General features: G+C 40.2%; 23 protein-coding genes and 1 riboswitch. Of the genes, 1 reads left to right on the forward strand and 22 read right to left on the reverse strand.

The features are described from left to right. Positions 1-25: 25 nt before the first annotated feature. From CI597_RS11930 to CI597_RS12000, 15 genes are all read right to left on the reverse strand, one after another. Positions 26-1,198, reverse strand: coding sequence for an iron-containing alcohol dehydrogenase (locus tag CI597_RS11930; protein WP_024728819.1), 1,173 nt, complete (start codon positions 1,196-1,198; stop codon positions 26-28). Positions 1,199-1,219: 21 nt separating this feature from the next. Continuing rightward, entirely contained in the window at positions 1,220-2,248 is a 1,029-nt protein-coding gene (locus tag CI597_RS11935) for a zinc-dependent alcohol dehydrogenase (protein ID WP_081723905.1), read from the reverse strand. Between the two features lie 71 nt (positions 2,249-2,319). Further along, positions 2,320-3,000, reverse strand: a complete 681-nt coding sequence (locus tag CI597_RS11940; RefSeq protein ID WP_024728821.1) for an L-fuculose-phosphate aldolase — start codon at positions 2,998-3,000, stop codon at positions 2,320-2,322. A 13-nt stretch (positions 3,001-3,013) separates the two neighbouring features. Then, positions 3,014-4,069: a 2-hydroxyacid dehydrogenase gene (locus tag CI597_RS11945; protein ID WP_024728822.1), complete on the reverse strand. Its 1,056-nt coding sequence runs from the start codon at positions 4,067-4,069 to the stop codon at positions 3,014-3,016. A gap of 40 nt (positions 4,070-4,109) precedes the next feature. Continuing rightward, positions 4,110-5,537 (reverse strand): PTS transporter subunit IIC, encoded by a 1,428-nt coding sequence (locus tag CI597_RS11950; RefSeq protein ID WP_024728823.1) that lies wholly within the window; start codon positions 5,535-5,537, stop codon positions 4,110-4,112. Between the two features lie 41 nt (positions 5,538-5,578). Further along, positions 5,579-5,878, reverse strand: coding sequence for a PTS sugar transporter subunit IIB (locus tag CI597_RS11955; RefSeq protein WP_024728824.1), 300 nt, complete (start codon positions 5,876-5,878; stop codon positions 5,579-5,581). A gap of 15 nt (positions 5,879-5,893) precedes the next feature. Continuing rightward, positions 5,894-6,349 carry a PTS sugar transporter subunit IIA gene (locus CI597_RS11960; RefSeq protein WP_024728825.1) on the reverse strand — a complete coding sequence of 152 codons (456 nt, stop codon included), beginning with the start codon at positions 6,347-6,349 and terminating at the stop codon, positions 5,894-5,896. 153 nt (positions 6,350-6,502) lie between these two features. Beyond that, complete coding sequence (locus CI597_RS11965; RefSeq protein WP_024728826.1) at positions 6,503-6,910, reverse strand: hypothetical protein; 408 nt, start codon at positions 6,908-6,910, stop codon at positions 6,503-6,505. Positions 6,911-6,940: 30 nt separating this feature from the next. Further along, complete coding sequence (locus CI597_RS11970; protein ID WP_024728827.1) at positions 6,941-7,648, reverse strand: phosphoenolpyruvate-utilizing N-terminal domain-containing protein; 708 nt, start codon at positions 7,646-7,648, stop codon at positions 6,941-6,943. Next, the gene (locus tag CI597_RS11975; protein ID WP_024728828.1) at positions 7,645-9,699 is read right to left on the reverse strand and encodes a BglG family transcription antiterminator; all 2,055 of its coding nucleotides are present in this window, start codon (positions 9,697-9,699) and stop codon (positions 7,645-7,647) included. The genes CI597_RS11970 and CI597_RS11975 overlap by 4 nt, the downstream gene beginning before the upstream one ends. A 6-nt stretch (positions 9,700-9,705) precedes the next feature. Continuing rightward, positions 9,706-9,966 carry an HPr family phosphocarrier protein gene (locus tag CI597_RS11980; protein ID WP_024728829.1) on the reverse strand — a complete coding sequence of 87 codons (261 nt, stop codon included), beginning with the start codon at positions 9,964-9,966 and terminating at the stop codon, positions 9,706-9,708. Positions 9,967-10,256: 290 nt separating this feature from the next. Next, positions 10,257-10,991 carry an ABC transporter ATP-binding protein gene (locus tag CI597_RS11985; RefSeq protein WP_024728830.1) on the reverse strand — a complete coding sequence of 245 codons (735 nt, stop codon included), beginning with the start codon at positions 10,989-10,991 and terminating at the stop codon, positions 10,257-10,259. Between the two features lie 5 nt (positions 10,992-10,996). Further along, positions 10,997-11,995, reverse strand: coding sequence for an ABC transporter substrate-binding protein (locus tag CI597_RS11990; protein ID WP_024728831.1), 999 nt, complete (start codon positions 11,993-11,995; stop codon positions 10,997-10,999). 28 nt (positions 11,996-12,023) lie between these two features. Continuing rightward, positions 12,024-12,788 (reverse strand): ABC transporter permease, encoded by a 765-nt coding sequence (locus CI597_RS11995; RefSeq protein ID WP_024728832.1) that lies wholly within the window; start codon positions 12,786-12,788, stop codon positions 12,024-12,026. Continuing rightward, positions 12,757-13,053, reverse strand: coding sequence for a thiamine-binding protein (locus tag CI597_RS12000; protein WP_024728833.1), 297 nt, complete (start codon positions 13,051-13,053; stop codon positions 12,757-12,759). Before CI597_RS12000 ends, CI597_RS11995 begins: the two co-directional genes overlap by 32 nt. A 194-nt stretch (positions 13,054-13,247) precedes the next feature. Further along, a riboswitch (TPP riboswitch) is annotated at positions 13,248-13,361 on the reverse strand. Between the two features lie 162 nt (positions 13,362-13,523). Between CI597_RS12000 and CI597_RS12005 the strand changes: the two genes are divergently transcribed. Further along, a complete protein-coding gene (locus CI597_RS12005) occupies positions 13,524-14,930 on the forward strand; it encodes an amidophosphoribosyltransferase (protein ID WP_024728834.1) in 1,407 nt (468 codons plus the stop codon). A gap of 123 nt (positions 14,931-15,053) precedes the next feature. On the opposite strand, the gene CI597_RS12010 is transcribed toward CI597_RS12005, so the two are convergent. From CI597_RS12010 to CI597_RS12040, 7 genes are all read right to left on the reverse strand, one after another. Then, a complete protein-coding gene (locus tag CI597_RS12010) occupies positions 15,054-16,010 on the reverse strand; it encodes a transketolase family protein (protein ID WP_024728835.1) in 957 nt (318 codons plus the stop codon). Beyond that, complete coding sequence (locus tag CI597_RS12015; RefSeq protein ID WP_024728836.1) at positions 15,998-16,864, reverse strand: transketolase; 867 nt, start codon at positions 16,862-16,864, stop codon at positions 15,998-16,000. Before CI597_RS12015 ends, CI597_RS12010 begins: the two co-directional genes overlap by 13 nt. Before the next feature lie 9 nt (positions 16,865-16,873). Next, a complete protein-coding gene (locus CI597_RS12020) occupies positions 16,874-17,152 on the reverse strand; it encodes a PTS sugar transporter subunit IIB (RefSeq protein ID WP_024728837.1) in 279 nt (92 codons plus the stop codon). Between the two features lie 27 nt (positions 17,153-17,179). Continuing rightward, complete coding sequence (locus CI597_RS12025) at positions 17,180-18,565, reverse strand: PTS ascorbate transporter subunit IIC (protein WP_024728838.1); 1,386 nt, start codon at positions 18,563-18,565, stop codon at positions 17,180-17,182. Between the two features lie 36 nt (positions 18,566-18,601). After that, positions 18,602-19,060 carry a PTS sugar transporter subunit IIA gene (locus tag CI597_RS12030; RefSeq protein ID WP_024728839.1) on the reverse strand — a complete coding sequence of 153 codons (459 nt, stop codon included), beginning with the start codon at positions 19,058-19,060 and terminating at the stop codon, positions 18,602-18,604. Then, complete coding sequence (locus CI597_RS12035) at positions 19,057-21,108, reverse strand: BglG family transcription antiterminator (RefSeq protein WP_024728840.1); 2,052 nt, start codon at positions 21,106-21,108, stop codon at positions 19,057-19,059. Before CI597_RS12035 ends, CI597_RS12030 begins: the two co-directional genes overlap by 4 nt. Positions 21,109-21,399: 291 nt before the next feature. Then, the gene (locus tag CI597_RS12040; RefSeq protein ID WP_024728841.1) at positions 21,400-22,014 is read right to left on the reverse strand and encodes a class I SAM-dependent methyltransferase; all 615 of its coding nucleotides are present in this window, start codon (positions 22,012-22,014) and stop codon (positions 21,400-21,402) included. Positions 22,015-22,019: the final 5 nt, after the last annotated feature.

The following is a 22,019-nucleotide window of genomic DNA, read 5'->3' on the forward strand; positions in this document are numbered from 1 at the left end:
TTTGACAAAATATGAAACTAAGCCTTTACAAGCTGTTCACAGTATCTTTCCCATAGTATACCTTAAGAATTAATTCCTTCATCTCTTCTGCCGTTGGCTGAATCGGATTAAATGGCGTTGCCACGTCACTCATTGCTTTTTCTGTTAATTTATCCAAATTCTTAATAAAAGTGTCTTCCTGTACTTTTTCTTTCATTGTTTTTGGAATATCTATTTTCTCGCTCAGCTCGGCAATCGCATCCGCCAATGATTTTTTTCCTATAAATCCTGCAAGTTCGTCGTACATTTTTTTAACTTCATCATTCCGACTGTTATATTCCAATCCGTATGGAAGTACAATCGCATTGGCAAGCCCATGGGGCACTCCATATTCCGCCCCGAAAGAATGAGCAATCCCATGAACAATTCCTAATCCAGAATTAGAGAATGCGATTCCTCCCATGCAGGATGCGGCCAACATCTCTGCCCCTGCATTTTCATCTTCCGGATTTTCGTACACTTTTTCCAGACTCTTATATCCATAAAGAAAAGCGGCCAGGGACATTGCCTTTGAAAATGGATTTGCAGTTGGCGTTACATAAGATTCTATTGCATGTGTCAGGGCATCCATTCCGGAAGCTGCCGTTAAACTCTTAGGCATCGTTGCCGTAAATTCAGGATCTAAAACAGCTGCATCCGGAACCAGTCTTCCATTCATGTCTCTGACAGAATATTTTTTCTTTTGTTCAATATCCTTAATTAAAGCTGCTCTGGTTGCCTCACTTCCTGTTCCGGCAGATGTGGCAATACAGCAGACTTTTGCTTTCACTCTTAAATTCTCTATGATATTCGGAGGCATTGTCTCCTCCAGTGTTCGATAGGCAGGATTCTCATAAAACACCCACATAGCTTTTGCTGCATCCATTGCTGATCCGCCGCCAAATCCTATAATCCAGTCCGGTTCAAAAGTCTTCATCTTTTCTGCACCCTTTAAAATTGTATGAAAACTTGGCTCCGGTTCAACTTCTGTGTAGGCCTCGTATTCAAAACCGGCTTCTTCTAAAACATCCGTAACTTTTTTATAGGAGCCGACATCTATAAGAACATTTCCGCTCATGACAATAAATGCTCTTTTTCTTGGTCCTTCCAGTGTCTTAAGCTGTTGTACAGCGTTCTTCCCCCAGTAAATTTTTTCGCACCCTAATTTTATAGAATACATGTTATCACCATCCTTTTCTGCCTAGTAAACAATACAATTTTTAATTACTTTTTGGGCCGCATGTTCAAGTATCGCCTCTTCCAGTTTCTCAAGCGGATACTCCTTTTGAATAAAATCATCACTTTGGATCACTCCCATTTTTAACAACTCCAACGCAGTTCGAACATGTCTCGGGGTTGTGTGAAATACACCTTTGACCGTTACTTGTGAATAGTGCAGAAGAGTTGCATCAATCGAAAGGATGCTTTTTTCCTTTGTTCCGCCGAATAAAAGAACAAACCCGGCTTTCCTTGCCATCTTAACACTGCTTTCCCATACATTGATCAGGCCGGTAGCCTCAATTACAATATCCGCTCCCCTGCCTCCTTCTGTCATCGCTTTTACTGCATATGCGCTGTCCTCAATATCTGTAATATTTAATATCTCATGAACCCCCAGCTTCTTTGCAAGCTCCAATCGATTTTGTGCCTTATCCGTAACAATAACATGAGCGCCTTTTAACACTGCAAGCCTCGCAAACATCAAACCGATCGGACCCGCACCGTTTACCGCTACTACATCACCTAAGTGAATGGGGCATTCTTCTATTCCATATACAGCACAGGAAAATGGCTCCATCAGGGAAGCACTCTTATGAGAAATCGAATCATCAAGCAAAAACATATTCTGTTCTACAATTCTCTCCGGTACTTTTACATATTCTGCATAGGTCCCTCTGTTAAATAACATGTCTTCGCACATAGAAGGAAATCCCTTTTTACAGAAATAACAATGATTACATGGGGCTGTATTGTGCACAGCTACCCGGTCTCCCTCTTTAAAATTCTTAACCTTTTTCCCCACTGCGGCAATCACTCCCGAGTATTCATGTCCGAATGGATGCGGTGGTTTCAATAAAGGATATCCCCTCTTATATATTTTTACATCCGTCCCACACGTGGCAGAGATCTTGTTTTTTACTAAAACATCTCCTTCTCCGATTTCAGGAACCTCACATTCTTCAATCCGAAGATCCTCCTGTTCATACAAAACTGCTCTTCTCATTTTCATTCCGGGACTCTGCTCCTCCTTAAATTAAATTGGAAATCCCGGCTCCAAAAGCGGAAACCGGGATTGAAACATCAGTAACAATTGGATGTCTGATCTTCTTTGCCTTTTTTTGGCTGTCCATATGATTTGAATTTCTCCATAACCACGTTCATTTCTTCGTCACTTAAAACAACCGGTTCACCGACTGACATTGCCCGATACTGCATTTCCGCACAAAATTCCATATTCACTGCCAGACCAAATGCTTTTTCAATTCCGGGTCCGCAAGTCAAAAGCCCATGATTTGCAAGTAAAACAGCTTTCCCCTTTCCGCAGGCTTTGATCGCTACCTCCGCAAGCTCCGGAGTTCCGAATGTACAGTATGGTGCACACGGTACCATCGACGTTCCCGCACCTCCGATGACATAATGCAAGGCCTTAATCGGCATATTCAGACATGCAAATGTTGTACAATAAGCAGAATGTGTATGTACGACTGCCCTTGCATCCGGTTTATTTACATAAAAAACTGTGTGCAGCCCCCATTCACTGGAAGGCTTTTTATCACCTTCAACGACATTTCCTTCTAAATCCATCACAACGACATCCTCCGGGGCAGTTTCAAAATAACCTACGCCGGATGGACTGATTGCCATCATCTTTTCTTCTGCATTATATATACTGATATTTCCGCTTGTCCCCTTGCTGAGACCGGCTGCACTCATTTTTTTGCCGTACTCGACTACCAATTCTCTTTCTTTTTTTAATAACATATTGTTCCCCTTTTTAAAATGTGATCTCGTTTAAATTGACTATCATATCACTGGTTTTTGTCTCCCAAAAACGATTAATCGTGTCTACCAGTAGTTTTGGAGATTTTGGGAGGGCATCGACAACATTTCCGGCGTTATGCGGCGTTAAAGTAATATTATCCAGTTTCAGAAGCGGATCGTCCTTATCCAGCGGTTCATTCCAATACACATCTAATGCCGCTCCGCCGATCCGTTTATTTTCTAATGCCTCAATAAATGCCCCTTTATCTAAGACCTTCGCTCTGGATGTGTTGATCAGATACGCCGTCGGTTTCATAAGACTGATAACTTCTTCATTAATACTGTTTTCAGTCTCCGGTGTTACCCTTAAATGAAGTGATATAATATCCGCTTCTCTGAACACTTCTTCTTTCTCTTTCATTGTTACAGCAATGCCTTTGGCATTCATGGCATCCTGAGTCACAAATGGATCATAAGCGATGATTTTCATGCCGATCCCGGCGGCTTTTTCCGCCACTAAACGTCCGATATGTCCCAGCCCTATGATCCCTACTGTCATTTCTCTCATTGCAGTGGTATATGCTGAATTAACATACTCTTTTCTCCAGATGCCCTGTTTCATTGCTGCGTGGGCTCTTGCAATGTTTCTTGTCTCAGCAAACATTAAGCCGACCGCAAAATCTGAAGTTGCTTCCGCATTTCTTATCACATGCACCACCGGAATATTTTTTTCAGTTGCGGCTTCCACATCTACATGCTCCAGTCCCCCGCGGCATGTTCCAATCAGCTTTAGATTTTGAGCCCTCTCAATTAATTTTTTCGGAACGGGACAGAAATGTACCAGCAGAATATCTGCATCTTCTATTTCGGTATAAAGTTCTTCTGGAATCTCTTCTGCCTCCGGCCCCTTTGTTTCTATGTTTAAAGCCTTTTTCTGAAAATCCTTTCGGTCATCTGCTTTCCAAACAATTTCTTTAATTTCCGGTTCATCATCAATGTTCAGGCTTTTTGCGGCTTCTGCCAGCAATCCGCTGCTCACGATGATATCCCCTACTACTGCAATCTTCATAATTTCCCCTTTCGTTTCAAAGTATCATCCGCACTGGGTCTTATGCAGTTTCTCCGCCCGATGCTCCGGCGGCTGCCTGTGCTCCTCCCATAGCATTAGATTCTAAATAATCCCATACTCTTTGTTTATTTTTCTTAAATAATACGAAACACAAAAGATAGACAGCTATGACCGCTCCAATAATGATCGGATTCATGGTCAGGAATGCGTATGTAATAAGCCCTGCCGTACAGTTTGACAGAATAAATCCGATAATTAATACAGTTCCTGCAGTCACTTCATATCCGGCATTTACTGCGATGTCTGTAAATACGGCTGCCCAGGAGGATGCCATTAACAGCTTTGCGCAGAACACAATACAGGCTGCAATCCAGGATTTAAAGATGTTGCCGTTTGACAGAGATACCGGAACTTCTACCATATATGGAAGAGAGGGCAATACCATTACCGGAAGAACGATATTTCCAGGCAAAATGAAGGCTAACAGAAGGGCCACCGGGATAACTAACAAGCCTGTTGTCAATGTAGCCGCTTCTCCATATCCCAGTGCATCATTTACTGCGACGATAAACTCCCGGTCCTTTCCATACTTTGATTTCTTTAATGCCTTTCTTGAGTAATCCGTAATGACAGTAAATCCTGAGGCAAACAATCCCGCAATCTTTGGAAAGATTGCCATTACTGCTGAACAGGTCACCGCAACATCTGCAACCTGTCCCCATGAAGTCATCTCATTTAAAGTCGATATATTTCCGACGATTCCAAGAATCAGTCCTACGATCAGGCCTACATACATTGGTTCGCCCAGAAATCCGATTTTCTTCTTAATTGCATCCGGTCTTAAATTAATCTTATCTGCTCCCAGTTTCCCAAGTGCAAAGTCTAAGGCTAAGTACAGAGGTACATCCCCCATATGATGCGGCGCTATCATTGCACAGCCTGGATAATGATAGTATGTAGACCATCGCTTTTGGACAATCTCTGCAAGCAGCAAGACAACCAAATTGACAAAAAGCATAAGAACAAATGCCATCACAAGGTTTCCTTTGATCTGGTATAACAGCGATCCCCACACGATGATTGAGTAATTATTCCACAGATCCGACGGCTGAAAGATATCTGTAATCTTTACCAGGAAAATTACAATCTGGAAGATCAGCCCGACTCCGATAAACATCATCCCAATGTCAGTGGAATAAGCTACCGAAGCAACGGCCTGCCACCCTACATCCAGCGCCGGCAGATTGATTCCCGTCTGCTCGATCAGTTTTGTTACTAACGCTGATAATACGCTGCCAAACGCACTGGTTATAAACGCCATACCTTTCAAACCGACACCGATCAGCACAGCAGACATAAAAGCCTTTTTTACCGGTGCTTTGAATATTAAACAAATAATAAATATGATAATCGGCACTGTTATATAGTTTCCGAATGTATCAAAAAACAGTTTCAGTGTATCCCACATATTTCAACCTCCTCGTATGAATGTTTTCCCGCCTTTCAAAACTACAGTTCCAGACTCTCTACCTCCTGCATTAATTCTTCAATAAATTCTTCTTCATTAATGCCCACAAGGAAACCTGTGGCATTCAAAATGGGAACTCCGTAGTTTCCTTCCACAGGGCTTGTGTAAACGATCAGGTCATAACCGCCTCCCTGCATGGCACCCGGAACTCCTCCGGGACTCACTTCCGTAGCTTCCATCTCATATCCTTTTTCCTCAAATATATCTGCTAATTTTGAAGAAAGCATTGCTGAACTCACTGTTCCTGAACCGCACACTGATAATACTTTTATTGCTCTCATAATTTCTCTTCCTTTCTAATCTTCTAAGATTTTTAAACAATCCAGGATTTCTGATCTGTCTTTAGAATCCCTGATCTTCTTCAACAGCTCTCCGTTTTGAATGATCTTCATCATCTGCTTCAGCATACTGATCTGCATATCCGAATCTTTGATTACCAGAGGAATAATCACTTCACAATCCAGCCACACATCTTTTGTTCCCATTGCACAAAATCTTACAGGTTCTCTGGGTACGATGACACCTACTGCCGGTTTATTTACATATGTATTATTTGTATGAGGAATCGCAATCGCCACTCCTTTTCCGGGCAAACCGGTGGGATATACTTTCTCCCGGTCTATCACTGCCTGTGTATATCCATCTTTTACATACCCTTTTTCATAAAAAATCGTTCCTCCGAGCCGAATACAGTCTTCTGCCGTTTTAACATCTGCATCCAAAATTACAAGTTCTTCATCTAGCAGCCTCAAAAATTGTCACCTCTTTCTATTTTTAGATTTTAATAGAATATTTAGTTACCGATAACTTAATTTCTAAATATACTATAACACTGATGTTTTTTAACAAAAAGAGCAGTTTTTTTCACTTTTTATTTCACTGATTTTACATTTTTTATACCTGTTTTATAAGAAGGACATATCCCATACCGTAATAACTGCTCCAAACACAATAAGCGCCCCTGCTGCAAAACGAACATACTTGAGCGTTTTCCATATTCCAAATCTTTCATAGTTATGAAAATGCATAAATACCAGCGGCCACTTACATAAACAAATCCCTATGATGACCAGCGGTATATGTGTCCACCAGCCTTTCATCGACAAACCGATGTTTATTAAATTGACAGCAGCACATATTCCAATGATTACATATGCTTTAAGCCTTGATGCATTATCCCACTTAATAAATCTGGACGTTTTGTTACAACAGTCCATACTGCAGCACTGGACTTCTTCTTTTTCCCTTTTCAGCCAAACAGCTGCCGGCTTTTTGGTGATCGGCTGTCCACAGTATATGCACCTTTTTTCCATAGAAACCTCCTCTCAAAGGATGTCCGATAACTACTGATCCGGATCTATAATTATCGTGCCTTCACCGCCATCCATATAAATATTAGTTTTAGAACCGGCTTCATCCAATATATTTTTCACACCCACAACAGCCGGTATCCCTAATGCTTTTGCAAGGATCACCGTATGAGATGTGTTCCCTCCTCTTTCAGTTACAAAGCCCTTTACATATGTTGTGTCCATCCGGATCATATCTTCGGGTGTCAGATCTGCAGCGACAATCACAACATCTTCTTTTAATTTTTCAACCTGATCCATCGGAGAATTTAATCCTTCCATCTTCCTGATCAAAGCATTACAGACATTTTCGATGTCAGTCCCCCTCTCCCGCATATATGGATCATCCATACTTTTAAATAGTGCCGCTGCTGCTGTTTTCTCCTCTTCCAAAATATAAACCAGGTTCCGTTTTTCATTTTGTACCCTCTTGATAATTTTCTGAAAAAAAGCATCATCATTTACCATTTCAATATAAGCCAGGAAAATGTTTGCAGGCTCTTCCCCTGCTGAAACCTCCGCCTCTCTATACAGTTGTTTCAGCTCCTCCTTATATTCTTTTCTTACAGTTTCAAAGCGGCTGATTTCATATTCAGCATCGTCAGTCTTTTCAGCTTTAACTTCATATTTCAACTCGTTTAAAACCAGAATGGTGCCCGCAGCTTTTCCTTCAGCACCTCCAACTCCTCTCAGTTTTTTCACTTTTTAACTCCTTTCATAGCATTGATAAAACTTTTCCCCTTTTCACTCTCACAGTAACGATAAATACCTTCCAGCACAGGGAAATGTGTATTCTGATCTACGGTGACAAAGAAAATAAATATCTTCCCTTTTATCTCTTCAGATATTTTTATCCTTTCTTCTGAAACAACAATTTCATAATTTATTTCTACATTTAAATCTCCGCGCATGGGACAATGGAGTATTACAACATCCTGAGAAATTTCATAAAATTTTATTTTGTTATGGTTCATCATATTGCATAACCTGTTATACAGCCGCTTCCACGCTTTTTCTCCAACCGCTTTCTGGCATCCCAGCATGAGCAGCTCTTCTTTGGTGCTGTGTGCAGACAGTACGCTATACCTTTCATTTTGAATATAATCTGCAATGGAATTTAATTTTTTGTCTATCTTTCTGTTATCAGATTCAAATAATATCCGCAGCACGTCAAAATATAGTTCATTTTCATCAACAATACCATTTGTACTCCGAATGGCCGCCGATATAATTCTTTGAATTGTTTTGTTATACTCACCGATGACCCCGCACTGATTCATGACCTGGATAATTTTTTTCTTATCAGTATCCTCCAAAATAACATTGGTGAACACAATATTTTTCCGGTGTGTCAGCAGCTCTGAATATCCCGTGGAAATGATCAGTGCAAAATCGTCCAGATTATATTTTTTAGCTTCAGAAATAATGCCCAATTTAATATCGGCGGTACTGCCAAACAGTGTTTTCAGCTGTTCTTTTACCAAAGTTGAGGTTGCCATTCCATCTGCGCAGAGTACTAAGACCTTAGAGACGCTGCTTTTCTTTTGGATTGTCTGATACTTCTCATCGCTTATAAAATAGATTGTTAAGTATGCGATCTCATCTGATGTTAACATTTTGGCAAGGTCATCTTTCATCTCTCTCACTGCTTTCCCAGTGAAATCATATATTTCGGGATACATTCTCATAACGTCCTGTACCAGCGGATTTGTCGATTGAACTCCATATTTCAATCTATAATACAATGGTCTGATATGCCCTTTTAATCTTGTCATTAAGCGGTCTTTATTATCAAAAGAAATACACGCAATCCGTTCAAAATTTACAACAAGCGCCTTTGTAAAATTAGAAATATACAAATCTTCCTGATCCTGAGACACAAACTGTGCAACCTTTATCCCTAACAAGAGCGTTGCAATATAATATATTTCCGATTCAGGAATTTCTAAGTTATAAACTTTTAATTTTTCAAAACTCTGTTTCAGCGATTGATACGGCTTTGTCTCAACTAAAGTCACCTTTTCTTCTGTATGAAGATTCATCGTGTAACCATCCATGCTTCTGATCCAGGAAATCAGGATCATGCTGCACTCCAGCTCTTCATTTTCCAAAACCAGTTTGATATTTTCGTCTTGTTCATACTGCTTTATCAGACATCTGGCGATCTCCAGATAATCATAGTCCTCCCCGGTTATCGTAACCAAAGATTTCTGCATCCACTTTTTTAAAATATCTTTAGGCTGAAAATTTTTTAGTTTCTTTATTTCCTTTCCAACAATTTTTCTGATCGCAAATTCTTCTCCCTGGAGTACATATCCGAACTTGATTGAACTTGCTATGGAAATGTCCTGGTTCCCCAAAATTTTTTTCCACTCTTTAATGTCCTTTAGGATCGTATTTTTGCTGACATCAAAAAGGTTCTGCATTTTCTCTATGGTTACAACTTCAGCAGACAGCAGTATCATCAAAAGCTCCAGTATTCTTCTCTCTTGTACGGAATAATAATAACTTCCGTTCTTTCTCATCTCAGCTTCCAACATTTCAATTTTCTTTGATTTCACACAGATAACTTTTGACTTTATTTCCAGCTTCCCTAATCCTCTGCTTTGCAGCCAGTCATTGATCAGTTCAATGTCATAGTAAAATGTTCTCTTTGTAATATTTAGTTTCTCAATAATGCGGTCAACAGTATAACCCTTTTTTTGTTCCAGTATAATTTTTAAAATATATGCCGGTCTGCTTTTTAATTCCAAAGCAATCTACTCCTTTAAATTTTCAATAAATTCACTGATTTTTTCTCCTGCTTCTTTTTCATCTGTTCCATTTACTACAAGTTTGATTTTTGTGCCTTTACATATTCCCCCTGACAAAATACTGATAATACTTTTGGCGTCGATTTCCGTGTCTTCTGCCCTGATTTTTATATCACTTTCATAAGCTTGACATAATGTAGATAAGTCTGTTGCCGGCCTGGCATGAAGTCCTGTTTTGTTATTAATGATCATTTCCTTTTCGTACATGTTTGCTCCTCCTGACTGTTTCACTTTTCTCTGTGATTTCATTATATTCTCATTATTATTTTCAGAAAATAGCAATTAATATCACTCTTTTTTTCTTGTTTTGTGCAAATATTGTACTGAAAATGGAACCTTCATACGATAACAAGCTTTCTCCTGAGAAATGAAATACGGATGCAGCCCCAGTGCATCCGTTTACATATGTTATCTCTCTAATTTAGATTATAAAAATGACCCTTGGAAAACAATATATAATATTTTCCAAGGGCCTGTATCAATATAATCATATCTGTCTAAAGTTTTTTTAATATATCTTTCTTATACTCCAAAAATTCTTCCGTCAGATTAAAATCCTTCCTCCGGGGCTTCGGCTCCCGGATCACAATTTCTTCCGTAATCCTCCCAGGCCTTCCGGTCAGCAGATAAATCCTGTCCGAAAGCAAAATTGCTTCATCAATATCATGGGTGATAAACAGCGTAGACAGATGGATCTTATCCATCACATCCAGATACCACCGGTGCATATCACTTTTGGTCAGTGTATCCAATGCACTGAAAGGTTCGTCCAGCAAAGCCACATCTTCAGAAAACATATAGGTCCTCAGCAGTGCGGCCCTCTGACGCATACCTCCTGAAAGCTGTTTTGGATACTTTTCCTGAGTGCCCTCAAGGCCAAACTCCTGAAAGAGTGCCCCGGCTTTTTGCCGGGCAGTTTTTTTGTTCTCACCTTTAATCAAAAGCGGCAGTGCTACATTATCCTCAATCGTCCGGTAAGGAAGCAGTAAATCTTTCTGAAGCATATAACTGATATGCCCCGGCCGCCCGGTAATATCCCTGCCGTTCAGCATAACTTTTCCCTGATCAGGTTTTTTCAGTCCGGAAATTACATTAAACAGAGTCGTCTTCCCTCCGCCGCTGGCTCCCAGCAGACAGACCAGCTCATTGTCATGCAGCTCTATATTGATGTCTTCTATTATATTTGTATTCTCATATGCAAGCGTAACATCCGTTACAGTCAAATCCGACATTTTCTTTACTCCAAATAGTCATTGGTAAATCCGGTGTTTTCCGGAATCTTCGTTTTTGAAAGACCTTTTTCACTGATCCAGTTATAAAATGCATTCCACCTTTTTGGATTGATATAGCCCCATTGCTTCACTTCGGCTTTATACTGGTCTTTCATATATTTCTGGCTGGCCTGTACCATTTTGGAATCCAGTTCCGGTGAGGCTTCACAGAGAATATCTCCTGCATCTTTCGGATGTTCGATGGCATACTCATAGCCCTTTTTTGCGGCTGACAAAAATGCTTTTGCCGTTTCCGGATTCTTTTTCATCCATTCACTGTTCCCAATGATCACCGGCGTATAATAGTCAAAGACCGGATCAATATCTTTAAATGCAAAGTAATCTGTATCAAGTCCGGCCACCTCTGTGGCAATCCCCGCCCATCCATAGTAGATCCAGATGGCATCCACTTTTTTGCTCTTTAATGCAGAGACCTCATCGGTGACAGTGCTCGAGATCATTTCTACCTTGCTGAAATTCCCTTTGTCCTTCTCAACCACCTGTTTTAAGATTGCTTTTTCAATATCCTGATTCCATGTGGCATATTTTTTGCCTTCCAGCCCCTTCGGACGCTTGATCCCTTCCCCCTTCCGGGAAACGATCCCCGATGTATTATGCTGTAAAACTGCTGCCACAGCCTTGATCGGAAGGGCATCATCTCCAACGACAGCAGGCATCATTGTATCCTGAAATGAAATACCGAACTGTGCTTTCCCGGAGCCCACAAGTACTTCTGCTCCGTCCTCCGGCGGCTGTACGATTTCCACGTCCAGGCCGGCCTCTTTAAAATATCCTTTTTCCTTTGCCACATAAATACCTGTGTGGTTAGTATTCGGTGTCCAGTCCAGAACAAATGTAATCTTTTTAAGCTTTCCGTCTCCGGCTTCCTCTTTCTTTGATCCGCATCCAGTCATTGATACAGCTAATAATGCAGAAAGGAATACAGCTAACATTCTCTTTTTCATAATCATCATCCTCTTTTCACTTTTTCGGCTATTCCCGGCTCTCCCATGGCATACATTTCTTCTGCAGAAAATTGACTGCCCACATCAGCAGCAGACTGATCGCAGAAATCATAAAGATCACCGCGAACATTTTGTCAAATGCAAAACCTTTCTTAACCCGGATCATATAGACGCCCAGACCTTCAAATCCTCCCAGCCATTCTGAAATGACGGCTCCCACAACTGCATAGGAAGCTGAAATCCGCAGGCTGGCAAAAAACTGGCCCAGAGATCCCGGAAATTTCACATACCGGAATATCTGCAGCTTTGACGCACCCATGGATCGCATCAGACTGATTGTATCTTTGTCCGCCGAACGAAAGCCGTCCAGCAGGCTCACAGTAATCGGAAAAAATGTCACGATAATAATCAAGATTACCTTTGGAAGCATTTCATATCCAAACCACAATACAAGGAGCGGCGCAATGGCCACTGTGGGCACCGTCTGCGTCAACACGATCAGCGGATAAAATGCCTTATACATTTTATCGAAATGATCCATGAGCACTGCCATAAAAAAACCAATGACAACGCCCATCAGCAGACCGATAAACGATTCAATTATGGTCACTCTCGCATTCGTCATCAGCAGTGAAAAATCATTCACAAATGCCTTGACCACATCCACCGGCGACGGAAGCAGAAATTTTGAAACCATCCCTGTCCCGCTGGCAGTCTGCCATAATGCCAGAAGCACAAGGATCGCCGCTGCCGGCCACAGTTTATTGGTGGTGTTTTGTAACTTTTTTATCAATGGTAAGCACATCCCCTTCTGGCTTATAGGACACTTTAATGTAAGCCGCAACCGACGGTGCACCCGCACGGACAGCGATATGCTGACACTCTTTCACAATGTCCATCAGTTCATCGTAGTCACCCTCAATCGCAGTTTCAAACGGTCCCACATAATAATTCAGTCCCGTACTCTTAATATAATCAATTACCTGATCCACAATACGGATCAATTCTTCGTCATTGGCTGCCTCCGGCAGTGTTTGGATCGCTACGCTTGCATTCATATTTCTTTCCTCCTCATAAATCTGTTTCCTTGACAACTTTGCGTGCCGGATGCAATTTGCCAAAGGCAAATAATTTCCTTGCGCATCTGTGCACAACCTGCGGAGCATTTTTATTTCATTAGGGAAGGTCGTAGAACTTTACTATGAAATAAAAACCCCGCCGGATAAAATCCAACGGGGAAATAGTCTCATGTACAACTGTACTGTTTTATTCCTACGCTGGCATTACCCAGATCAGGTATAAGGGTTAAAGACTTCTTCTCGTCTTACTCTCAGCCGGCAGTCTGCCAGCACCCCTGTATATAAAGTTTTCGTATGTCTCGGTTTAACGGTATGTTTGTATTATAATGAATATATTGAATTAAATCAATTCCCATTTCGAAAGAATACCAATCTTTCCTTGTCCCGTTCCTTCCGTTTGGTTATAATAAATACAGCAATATAATTTTATTTACAAAACGGAGGAATTTATGGGCGGATTTTTTGGTGTCACTTCAAAACAGGATTGTGTTTTTGATTTATATTTTGGGACAGACTATCATTCCCATCTTGGGACAAGACGTGCCGGTATGGCGGTTTACAGTAAAGACGACGGTTTTGACCGGGCCATTCATAACATAGAAAATGCTCCGTTCCGGACAAAATTTGACAAAGACGTCAACAAAATGCACGGATATATGGGCATCGGCTGTATTTCCGATTACGAACCGCAGCCGCTGATCGTTCGCTCCCACCACGGTACTTACGCGATCATGACAGTAGGAAAGATCAATAACACGGATGAAATTATAAAGCAGATGTTTGATTCAGGCCACACACATTTTCTTGAAATGAGCGGCGGAGATATTAACGCAACGGAGCTGGTTGCTGCTATCATCAATCAGAAAGAACATCTCGTGGAAGGAATTCAGCATGCACAGGATGTCATCGACGGTTCCATGACGATCGTGCTTCTGACACCGAAAGGCATCTATGCCGCCAGAGACAAAATGGGCCGCACTCCGATTGCTGTAGGCAAAAAAGACGATGGCTACTGTATTTCCTTTGAGAGTTTTGCCTATTTGAATCTCGGATATGTGGCCGAACGTGAGCTTGGTCCCGGAGAGATCGTGATTCTTACGCCCGAAGGCATTCAGACTCTGGCAAAGCCAGGCGAAGATATGAAGATCTGTACTTTCCTTTGGGTTTATTATGGTTATCCTTCGTCCTCTTATGAAGGAATCAGCGTGGAGGAAATGCGCTATGAGTGCGGAAAGAAGCTGGCTCAGCGTGATGATGCCTCACCGGATACAGTGGCAGGAGTCCCTGATTCAGGAACCGCACATGCTATAGGATATGCCAACGAATCCGGAATCCCATTTTCCAGACCATTTATTAAATATACACCGACCTGGCCTCGTTCCTTTATGCCGACCATACAGAGCAAAAGGAATCTGATCGCCAAGATGAAACTGATCCCGGTCCACGAACTGATCCAGGATAAAAGCCTTTTATTGATTGATGACTCCATCGTAAGGGGAACCCAGCTCCGGGAAACCACAGAATTCCTTTATCAGAGCGGTGCAAAAGAGGTTCATGTCCGCCCGGCCTGTCCGCCGATCATATACGGATGCAAATATTTGAATTTCTCACGGTCTACTTCTGAAATGGATCTGATCACACGCCGGATCATTGAACAGATCAGCGGAGATTACAAGAATGTACATCTGGAGAAGTTTTCAAATCCGGACTCCCCGGAATATCAGGGTATGATAGATGAGATCTGTAAGCAGCTGAATTTTACATCACTCCGGTATCACAGGCTGGATGATATGATTGAGTCTGTCGGATTAGATCCTAAGAAACTTTGTACTTATTGTTGGGATGGGAAAGAGTAGGATATATGTAAGATCGCCTTTGATATTATAAAAACCTCCAAACTGATAAGTTCATCTTATATCAGTTTGGAGGTTTATTAAAAATACTCCTATTAAATCAATTATCTACATTTTTGAATGCTTCTATAAATAGTTCTCTATCTCCTTTTTCAAGTGTTCTGCCGTCAGCCCAAATTCCTCTTGTAAAAATTCCGGCGTTCCGACCTGTCCGAATCTTTCATTTACACCTACTCGCTTAAACGGTACTGGAATATTTTCTTCTGCTATTACTTCAGCAACCGCACTTCCTAAACCTCCATAAATTGAGTGATTTTCAAATGTAATAATTAATTTCTTGTTCTCCGCCTCTTTTTTTATCAATTTTGTATCTAAAGGTTTGATCGTAAACATATCAATTACTTCAATTGAATGGCCTTCCCTTTCTAATTGTTCAGCACAATCCATAGCTTCTGATACTAACTGACCAGATGCAACCAATAATATTTCTTCTCCTTCTTTCAAAACATTTCCTTTTCCAATGGTAAAACCAGAACCTTTTTGATACACGTTTCTGACATCTTTTCGGTTTCCTCTGACATAATGAATTCCGTCCATAGCCGCAAATTCTTTTAAGATCCATTCCATCTGCACGTCATCAGCTGCATCACAAACAACGGCTCCTGGTATTTCTCTCATCAATGCCACATCTTCCCATGTTGTATGGGTTCCTCCGTTTGCCCCGACTGCAAACCCCGGATCAGATCCATAAATATTGATGGTATTTTCTGCATATGCTCCAGACAGATACAATTGATCAAATACTCTTCTTGTTGCGAACGGGCCAAAAGTATGTACAAAAGGTTTAAATCCTGTAACAGATAAACCTGCTGCAACGCCGATCATATTAGCTTCTGCAATTCCACATTGTACAAATCGGTCTGGATTGCTCTGCTGGATCTTTGTAAATCCGCTGGCTCCGCCCAAGTCAGCTTCCATGGCAACCACTTTGTCATCTGAGTCCATGAGCTCTTGTAAAGTTTCAACTACGCAATAGCGTAATTCTCGACCTTTTTCTTGTCTGTTTTCAGCTAATTTAAACATTCCTTTTCACCCCCTTCAATGACTTTTTGCAGTGTTTTCATGGCTTCATGGTTTGCCTCCAGAATTTCTTCATTATTAAACTTGACTGAATGATTCCCTGCAAGCTGTTCAAAATAAGGAACCCCTGCTCCTTTCACAGTATCTAAAACAATACACACTGCCTGATTACCTACTTCTTTTGCCCTGCAGATAGCCTCATTAATTGCTTCTTCATCATCTCCTTTTACTGTTTCTGTATGAAATCCAAAGGCCTTCATCTTATCGGCAATGCTAAAAGGATTCATGATTTCCATTGTTGTTCCATCCAACTGTTTCTTGTTTTCATCGATAATAACAATACAATGATTGAGGCGGTAATGTGCAATATATTGAAATGCCTCCCAACATTGCCCTTCGTTTAATTCACCATCTCCTACAATCAAATAAACATATTGGTCAGATCCTTTCATTCGGAATCCTGTTGCAATCCCTGCTGCCGCAGAAGTTCCTTGTCCCAAAGAACCTGTCGTCATATCAACACCTGGTGTTTTTAAACGGTCAGGATGCGATGGCAGTCTGGTCCCTCCATCATTTAAAGTGCTCAGCCATCCTTTGTCGAAAAAATTTTTTTCTGCTAGTGCAGAATACCATACTGGTCCTGCATGGCCTTTGGATAAAACAACCATATCCCTATCCTCCCAGTTAGGATTTTGGGGATCATATTTCAGCTGTTTTCCGTATAATACACTCATCAATTCCACAATAGATAATGAGCCCCCTATATGTCCATACCCGCGCTTTTCCAGCATCTCCAACACATCCAAGCGGATCCGGGCAGAAAGTACCTTTAACTGCTGCAATTCACTTTTCTCCATAAGTTCTGCCTACTCTTTCTCAATCTCTGCTTTCAATTTTGTTTCTAATTCCGCTTTGTCCATGATATTGTCAAGAATAATAACTCTTGGCAGCTCCTTTACAAAATTAGCAAGGTCTTTTCCGACAACAAATAAATCTGCCGCTCCTTCTGCAGCATCCGATAAAGATGAATGAGATACCGAAATCCCTGAAGCTCCAAGTTTTTTAAGTGCTTTTTCCACATTCATACGAACCAGCATGCTGGAACCTAATCCTGAACCACAACAACACATGATTGAATGTACCATAACGATTACCTCCTAAAATAAATTAGATTATTGTACCTGTTTTTTTGGTGCAACGATATTAAAAATGATTGGAAGCAGGAATAATACGATGCATACTCCAAACAAACCGCCGTCTTTGATAAATTTTGTTATATTTCCTAATATAATTCCCAAGATTGAGAAGTCAGCATCTGAAAATGTACAGTTTGCAAAATTTAAAGATCCCATAACTGGCATACAAATCGCCGGAAGGAATGTGATCAGCAGCCCGTGCAGAAATGATCCCGCCAAGCAGCCTTTTAATCCGCCTTCTGCATTGGCAAAGACACCAGCAGATGCACCGCAAAAGAAGTGAGGAATAACACCAGGTAAAATCAATGCCACCGGAATCAACGCTTTGTTGATCGCTCCAAGTATAAATAATCCTAAAATTCCGCCTACAAATGATGTCAGAAAGCCGATCAGCACTGCATTTGGCGCATATGGGAAAATAACCGGACAGTCAATAGCTGGCTTTGCATTTGGTACAAGTTTTTCTGCAATACCGCGGAATGCAGGTACGATTTCACCAATGATCAAACGGACACCACTTAAGATAATATATACCCCGCCAGAAAAGCTGAATCCTTTTGTGATTGCCCATACCAACCAGTGTGTATTTGTTTCACCCTGGAAGAAAGCCGCGATGGTTGGATCGCTCATTCCATCCCTCACTACAACTGCAACAAATGTAACAATGATAAAGAAGATTACCATAGTCAATCCAATCGCAACGGTTGTATCTCTCAAAAATGAGATTCTCTGAGGAAAATTAACCTCCTCTGTTGATTTGCTTTTTCCTTTAAATAACTTTCCTATCTGTGCCGAAAACCAATACCCTGATCCTCCAAAATGTCCAAATCCCAGCTCACTCGTACCAGTGATTTTTTCCATCGTTGGCTGGCAAAGTGCCGGAGAGATTACCATGATAAGTCCAAGCATCAGACCTCCGCCAATCCATAATAAAGGCCCGCTTAAGTTTCCTACATTTAAGATAACCGCGATCATACAAGCCATGTACAGTGTATGATGACCTGTTAAAAATATGTAGTTCAGTCTCGAAAATCTGGCCAGAACAATATTGGCGATCATGCCTAAACACATAATATAAGCGGTATCCTGTGCAAACTCTTTTAAGCCTAATGATACGATCGCTTCATTATTTGGTACAACTCCCTGCATGTTGAATGCATAATTAAAAATTGTTCCAAAATCATTCAAAGACCCTGTTTGCAGAAAACTTGATCCAGCTGTCAATACTAGAAATCCAACGATTGTTTTTACTGTACCTTTTACTACATCCTCGGCCGGCTTCTTTTGCAAAAGCAATCCAAATAAAGAAATGAAACCCACCAAAATTGCTGGTGTTGATAAAATATTAATAATAAAATCCATTTTAAATCCTCCTATATTTATGAGATGTCTGATATCCTATTTGTCTTCAGTTGCGTGAATGAACAAATCATATATTTCATTTTCTGTTCTGGCATTCAATATATTCTGCACACTGTCCTGCTCAGAAAATAATTGCGACATTGCCTGAAGGATTTCCATATGAGAGTCTGAATCTGTCGCTGCAAGAGTCACCATAACTCTTACATTGTATCCATCCTCTTTAAATTTGATTGGTTCTTCTAACAATGTAATTGCAATCTGCCGTTTTAGTACTCCCTGATCTGTACTTCCATGAACCAATGCTAGATTCTCGCACAGTACATAATAAGGTCCTAATTTTTCAGTGTTCTTAATGATCTCATCAATATATCTTGCTTCACAATACCCACCGTTTACTAATGGCTGCACTGCTACATGGATTGCTTCCCTCCAATCTTTTACTTTCGATATAATCTGGATATTTTCCTTTTTTAGCATGTTATATATTTCTTTCATGTCTCCTCCTGTACAATTTTACAGATGGTATTTCTTATACCCTTGGCACTTTTCAGCTTCCAAATCTTTTCTGCATTTTCGGGTACTTCAAAAATCGTCATAATGTCGTTTAACATTCGGATATGCGTTACCTGATCTTCTGCACATAAAGTCAAAATAATCTTTGCTTTTCGTTCCTGTCCATCCAACGTATGGAATAATACTGGCTGCTTAAATATAGTAAATGATATCCCCAAATGTTTTGAACCATCTTCAATATCTGAATGTGCAAGAAAAACAGAGTCTGTAATAAACATATATGGTCCATACTGCCTTGTTTTATCCACAATACTTTCTAAGTAAGAGGGAAGAATATAACCATCATTGATTAATTTTTCTCCTGACATTCTGACAGCTTCTACCCAACCCATTTTTTCCTCAACGATGCGGATAAAAGGCTCCTCCAACATCTGGCAGATTCCTTTGTGTTGATTTCCCTTTTTTACATATGTCTTAATTGCCGTATTGGAAAAATAATCTGTTAATTCTGTTTTAAATTTGCGCAGATTGTCCTGTGTCATATACTTTGCTGCAAGTCCTGCAATAAAGGAAATATCAGCACTGTTTCTGTTCTCTATCCGCATACATTTTTTTAAGATTAAAATCCTATCATTGTCTGTCAAAATCGGATGAACCAGGATAAGATTCTTTTCTTCGGGAATTGCAATCGTGGAAATTACAACATTATAATTATGCTCTTTGTGATAATTTTTCATTGAGATAATATCAACTGCATGGGCATTTGGAACTAAAGTGTGGATTTCTCCGCATAACATATTGGCTGTACTTAATCCGTTTGGGCAGACAACCAAGACCCTTAATTTCCGTTTTTTTTGCTGCCCTGAGTTAATAAATGCTCCAAAATGCAATGTTATGTACGCAATCTCTCCCTCAGGAATAGGAACACCAATTTCACTTTCCAAATCTTTGCAGGCTCTGCTTGAGACCTCAAACAGATCACCATACTCATTTTTAATATCATGCAGCAGAGGATTTCCCAGTTGTATTCCATACCGGTAACGGTACAACGAAGTCTTTAAGTGGGCCGCTATTGCTTCGACCAATTCCTCTTCTCTTGTAAATTCAATACCCGCAAGTCTTGAAAACGCCTTAACTAAAATCTTTGAAAGCCGCTGATACTCCTGTCCGCTTTCTTCATTTCTGAAATTGACAGAAATATTCTGCGTTCTGGATCCAAGCAGATGTAATGCAAGATATAACTGTTCACTTTCCTCAAAATCAGTAAATTGTTTTGATACAATTTCATACTCTATGCTATGCATAATTTCCAGTTTTTCATTTTCTGTAAATTCAACGATATCGGTTCGGTTTTCAATGGTTGAAAAAAAAACTGCTATGGAATATAACGTTCCTGCAACATACTGGGTATCCAGTGCATCTTCAATGTCTTTTAACTTATCCAGAATCTGTTGTACTTTGTCTGGAGCATCTAATGGAAGAATTCTTTTTTTATAAAAGTCTGCAATGGAGTTAAAATATAAGAAATAAATGCTCCGTTTTCGTACTAAATCTCCTGTAATGTGATAACCTTCTCCATTTTCATAGGTCAGGAGAAGCTGATATTTAGAGATTTCTTTAGTCGCTTCCTTTATGTCATTAATGATTGTATTTCTGCTTACCTGACAAAGTTCCATAAAATCATCGATATGAAGATTTCGGTTTCTCTGCAATATAGAACAAATAATAATTTTTTTTCTTTCCACCGGTGAAAATATGTAAGGAAGTTTGGGTGAGATCTCTCTTAATCTTGTACGGATTAATCCTTTTTTCTGCTCATCAATCAAGATTCCTTTTTTTCTTTCAATTTCTAGTGGAGCTATCCCTTGGGTTTCCATCCACTCACTTATTTTTCGTATATCATAATAAGCACTTCGTTTAGAAATTTCTTTTTCTTCTGCAATTTGCTGTACTGTGATATATTCATCTCTGTACAATAAATACTCCAGTATTTCATAGCATCTTACATCTAAGTTATACGAGATTGACATTTTATACCTCCTTGCATCTTCCATGCTTTAAGATTAACTAATGAAAATACACTCGTAAAGTCCAAGAAATGTTCAATTTCTTTCTACAGAAATGCAAAATTTGCACAGTCCAAAAAATGTTTACTTTCTAATATTTTTTGTGCAGACTTTTATATTCTAAAAGCCAGAGGTTCATACCTATCAGAACAGAAACAGGACGGCAAATGCTTTTCTAATAAACAAAAAAAGCAGCCTTTTCGGCTGCATATATAGATATCTTTACATTTCAATTTCAATCTCTTCTCTAACTGCTCATTCACCCCCCAAAACATAACCTTCTCTCCTCTTCAAAATCATATTCAGCCATATTTCTTCATCTCTCCCCGGTCTTACATCAGACGTAATCCATGTTTCCTCAACAATAAAAACTCCTGTATCATCTACCAATCTGTGCAATCGCTCCTCATTCAAGTCCGTAAAATATCTTCCATTCCGCTCTCCCTCGAAATGTCCATATTTAAATGAAGCATATACAATCCCTTGATGTCTTAATGCCTTTGCCATTTTAGGAAAAACTTCCTTAAGCTCATTTACCGACAAGTGAAGAATAGAGGAACAGGCCCAAATTCCATCATACCTATCTTCCTCATCCAGTTCATGAAAGTACCTGTGCTTCACCTCAATTCCTGTAAAATCCGAAGCCATCCTGCACAGTTCCTCTGATCCGTCCAGCGCCTCCACTTGATAACCCTGACTCATAAAATACTTAGTATCACGCCCGGAGCCGCAGCCAAAGTCAAGCATCAATGCACCTTTCGGAAGCCTCTCACAAAAACGCTTCTGATTATATTCCATGTTGGCTCCAACTGTATTGGAGACAAATTCTTTGGCATTTTCGTTGTAATACCTGATTGTTTTAGTGTGCATAAATC

Origin of the sequence: Anaerostipes hominis (ex Lee et al. 2021), assembly GCF_002270485.1 — a bacterium.
GTDB lineage: Bacteria > Bacillota > Clostridia > Lachnospirales > Lachnospiraceae > Anaerostipes > Anaerostipes hominis.